General features: G+C 67.4%; 4 protein-coding genes and 1 pseudogene. All 5 read right to left on the minus strand.

The genetic code is table 11. The features are described 5' to 3' along the window. On the minus strand, positions 1–566 hold a 566-nt coding region (locus ABT116_RS40615), incomplete at its 3' end, for a DUF3310 domain-containing protein (protein ID WP_351645102.1). 220 nt (positions 567–786) lie between these two features. After that, entirely contained in the window at positions 787–1,209 is a 423-nt protein-coding gene (locus ABT116_RS40620) for a hypothetical protein (RefSeq protein ID WP_351645105.1), read from the minus strand. A 101-nt stretch (positions 1,210–1,310) separates the two neighbouring features. Then, positions 1,311–2,615, minus strand: coding sequence for an MFS transporter (locus tag ABT116_RS40625; protein WP_351645108.1), 1,305 nt, complete (start codon positions 2,613–2,615; stop codon positions 1,311–1,313). A gap of 23 nt (positions 2,616–2,638) precedes the next feature. Then, a pseudogene (locus ABT116_RS40630) lies at positions 2,639–3,298 on the minus strand (SLC13 family permease); the annotation flags it as partial. Positions 3,299–3,367: 69 nt separating this feature from the next. Further along, positions 3,368–3,946 (minus strand): cytochrome c oxidase assembly protein (locus tag ABT116_RS40635; protein WP_351645111.1); only part of this gene is annotated, 579 nt, incomplete at its 5' end.

The raw sequence follows: 3,946 nt of genomic DNA on the forward strand, positions 1-3,946 counted from the left end.
TGACCGTTCGTCAGCGAGCAGCCCCAGCCCTCGATCTCGGACGGGCAACGCGTTTGGGCGTGTTCGTCGAGGATCTCAGATACCTGGCGAACCCAATCGGGCACACCCTCCGCCTTCGTCTCCTCCTTGGCGGGTTCGGTAGGGGCGGGAGTGGTTGCTTGAACTAGGGCCCGGACCTCACCAAGGAGGGTGGCCCACAAGTCCCCGAACCCTTGGCGCTCATATTCGGCGTCGAAGTCTTTGTCGTTCTTCCCGAGGTCGGTCCACAGGTCCAGAGTCATCCACGATTGAACCGCCTTCGCGGTGTGCGAACGCTGCACGACGACGAGGTCGCTGCCGTCACGGACTGCTGCGGGTTCGGTTGCCACACCACGTTTCACCAACTCACGATCGATGTACCAGCGCGCCTTCTCCAAGTCCTGGATTGCCGAGCCCTTGAGGTCTGCCCGCCAGATGTACTTGACGGCGTTGCCGAGGTTGAACCCCATGTGCTCGGTGATTTGAATGCACTCCACGCCCGAAGGATGTTCGGTGTAGTGCGCCGGGCGGTTCACGGGATCGATCATTTCGTGCTCCATTCGATTTCGAGCCAGAGTGCGGGTGGTCGGCCTTTGACGGCTGGGTGGATGACGGGCATCGCTTTGGTCATGAGGTCTGGTGTGTCGTCGGCGGTGAGTCCGTGGTCGACGAGTCCGTCGCAGCAGGCCTTGAGGACGGGGACGAGGTTGTCGGCGTCTCGTTTGCGGTTTGCCTTCGGTCGGTAGCAGAGCGTGACGGTTGCGTGCGCTAGGCCTGTGGCTTGAACACCTTGAACTTGCCGGCGCCGTGTGCCTGGTCGGTGAGCCACGTCAGCTTGTACTGCCCGTTGGGCAGATCGACGGCCTCGGTACGGCCCATGCCGGTCGGGTCGGCGACGAAGCTGCCCGTGCGGGTGGCGCCGCCCGGAACCTCGGGCTGGGTCTGGATGGTCCAGTTGATCTGCTCACCGGCGTCGAAGTTGAACGCGGCGAGGTAGAAGTCGCAGACCTTCGGGTCGTTGCGCTGATTGACCGCGGCCGTCGTGCTGGCGTGGATCTTGACGTCTCCGTTGTCCCCCGGGATGGGAGCGGCGACGGCGGACACCCCGCTCATGGTGGTCCCTGCGAGGGTGAGGGCGGCGAGGACGGCGGTGCGGGTGCCGGCGCGGCGCGCGAGGGGTACGACGGGCATGAACATGCCTCCAAAGTCAGATGATTTTCATACAAACACCTCGTCACCTGACTCTCTGTCACCCCACCGTCGAATGGACCGCAGCACCGCCCTACGACGCGTCAGATATCGCTCTTCCGGCGCAGCGGCACGCTGCGTCCGAGGCCCCTCCGCCCCCCACGGCCCTCACTGCCCTCACGACCTGACTCCTCCGACCCGTCCGACCCGTCCGGCGCGTCCCGGCCACCCGGCTCGTCCGGCTCCCGCGGCGACCGCACGGCGACCCCGGAGGACAGCAGCAACAACACCCCCAGCATCACGAACGGCGCCGCCACCCCCGCGACTCCGGCGATCAGCCCGGCCGCGGCTGGCGCGGCGACCTGGCCGAGCCGGTTGCCGGTCAGGCGCAGGGCGAGGGCCGTGGAACGGGCGTCGTCGGGGGCGGCCTGGACGACCGTCGTCATGGACAGCGGCTGACCGACCCCGAGGCAGAAGCCGAGCGCGACCAGCAGCAGTCCGAGCGCCCACACCGGCACCGGCAGGGCGATGCCCGTGCACAGCAGGGCCGCCAGCAGACAGGTGAGCGTCAGCAGCAGGGGCCGGCCCAGCAGCCGCAGCAGGGGCGTCAGCACCAGGCGGCAGGCGATCGTCGCCGCGGCGCGCAGACTGAGCAGGATGCCGATCACGGACGGCGCGATACCCCGGTGCTCGCCGACCACCGGCAGGTAGGCGGTCAGGATGTCGGTCGCGGACAGCACGGCCAGGCTGATGAGAATGCCCGCAGGCACCCCACGGGTGCGCAGGATGCCGCGGACCGGGACCCGGTCCCCCTTGTCCGCGCCGGACGAGGACGCCGTACTGCGATGCTCGATGCGCCACAGCGAGGTGAACGCCACCGCCGCGGTCGCGCCCGCCACGATCAGGGCGAGCGCGCTGCTGCCCGCCATGTCCGCACCGCCGATCAGCGCGCCCGCGGCGACCGGGCCGACCAGCTGGCCGAGTGCGGCACCGATGGTGAAGTGGCCGAAGTTGCGGTCCTGTTCGTGCGGCGCGGACTGGCGGGCGACCAGGGACTGGGAGCCGATGACGAAGCACAGGTGCCCGAGGCCCATCACCCCGCTCCACAGGGCCATCGTCCACAGCGAACCGGCCACGCCGCTGAGGGCGCAGCCGCCGGCTATCAGCACCACGCCGACCGGCAGCAGGGGCGCGCAGCGGCCGTGGTCGGTGCGGCGGCCCAGGGGCACGGCGGCGAACAGGGGCAGCAGCGCGTACACACCGGCGATGACACCGACCGCGCGCTCGTCCGCGCCCAGCGCGAGGGCCCGGTAGGAGACGGCGGGCCGGGCCATCGACACCGCCCCCTGCGCGAAGCTGAAGGCGATGACGAGGCGGAGCAGCCAGCCGCGGTTCCCACCGGGCCTCACGATGACGTCCTCCATGAAGGGGCTCAGATGATCCCGAACAGCATGCCCGCGCCGAGGATGACCAGGCAGGTGAGGGCGGCCCACTTCACAACGAACCTGGTGTGGTCGCCGAACTCGACCTTGGCCATGCCGACCAGGACGTAGACGGCCGGGACGAGCGGGCTGGACATGTGCAGCGGCTGGCCGACCAGCGAGGCGCGGGCCATCTCCAGCGGGGTGACCCCGTGCGCGGCACCCGCCTCGGCCAGGACGGGCAGGACACCGAAGTAGAAGCCGTCGTTCGACATGAAGTAGGTGAGCGGCAGGCTCAGCAGGCCGGTGACGAGCGCCATGTGCGGGCCCATGCTGCCGGGGATGACGTCCACCATCCACTTGGCCATGTGGTCGACCATGCCGGTGCCCTGCAGGACGCCGGTGAAGACGGCGGCGGCGAAGACCATGCCGGAGACGTTCAGGACGTTGTCGGCGTGGGCGGCCAGACGGGCCTTCTGGTCGGGGATGTGCGGGAAGTTCACGGAGAGGACGAGCGCGGCACCGATCAGGAACAGCACGGGGATCGGCAGCCACTCCATGATCATGGCGGTGAGCAGGCCGACCGTGAGCAGCGCGTTGAACCAGTACAGCTTGGGGCGCAGGGTGGGCCGGTTCGGGTCGAGGCCCTGGAAGGTGTCGTCGTCACCGGAGGCGGACCCGATGAACTGAACCCCATAGGCGTCCGCGGACCACTCGGAACCGTGGCGTGTCGAAAACCTTTACCGGCGCGGAAGAGTTCTCAGGAACTCGTTGTAGGCATCGAGGTCGACATCGCCTTCGCGTGCGACCTTCTTGTCGACTGCGGCGTTGGTGAAGGATTCGTCGCGTTTCCACCGCATCGCGAAAACCACCATGATGATCAAGGCGATCGGTTCTCCGTAGGACCAAGCCAGTGCGCCGGCCATTTGTTGATCCGCCATCAGGTCCACATTCCAGGAGGCTGGCGGATTGGTGAAGGTACTCAGGAGTGGCGAAGTTGCCATCATCAGGATCACGCCGATGAAAACGTGGAGAGGCATTTCGACGAACAGGTCGAAACATCGACCCAGGTTGCTTTGTTTGACGGGCAACGGCCCCGAGGAGAGCACCGGGACGATGAACAGTACTCCGGTGGCCAGGAAGAAGAGCTCGAGACCTGTGTGACCGATCCAGGACCGCGCTACCAGGTCGAAGACCGGCGAGAGGTAAATGCCGTAGTAGCTGAACAGGAACAGTGGAATTGTGACGCCGGGGTGCAGCAGGATCTTCGCGGTCCGGCTTCGAAGCGCCGTCAGGGAAACTGTGAGAATCGGAATTCC

The organism is Streptomyces sp. NPDC002130, from assembly GCF_040296465.1.
Taxonomy (GTDB): domain Bacteria; phylum Actinomycetota; class Actinomycetes; order Streptomycetales; family Streptomycetaceae; genus Streptomyces.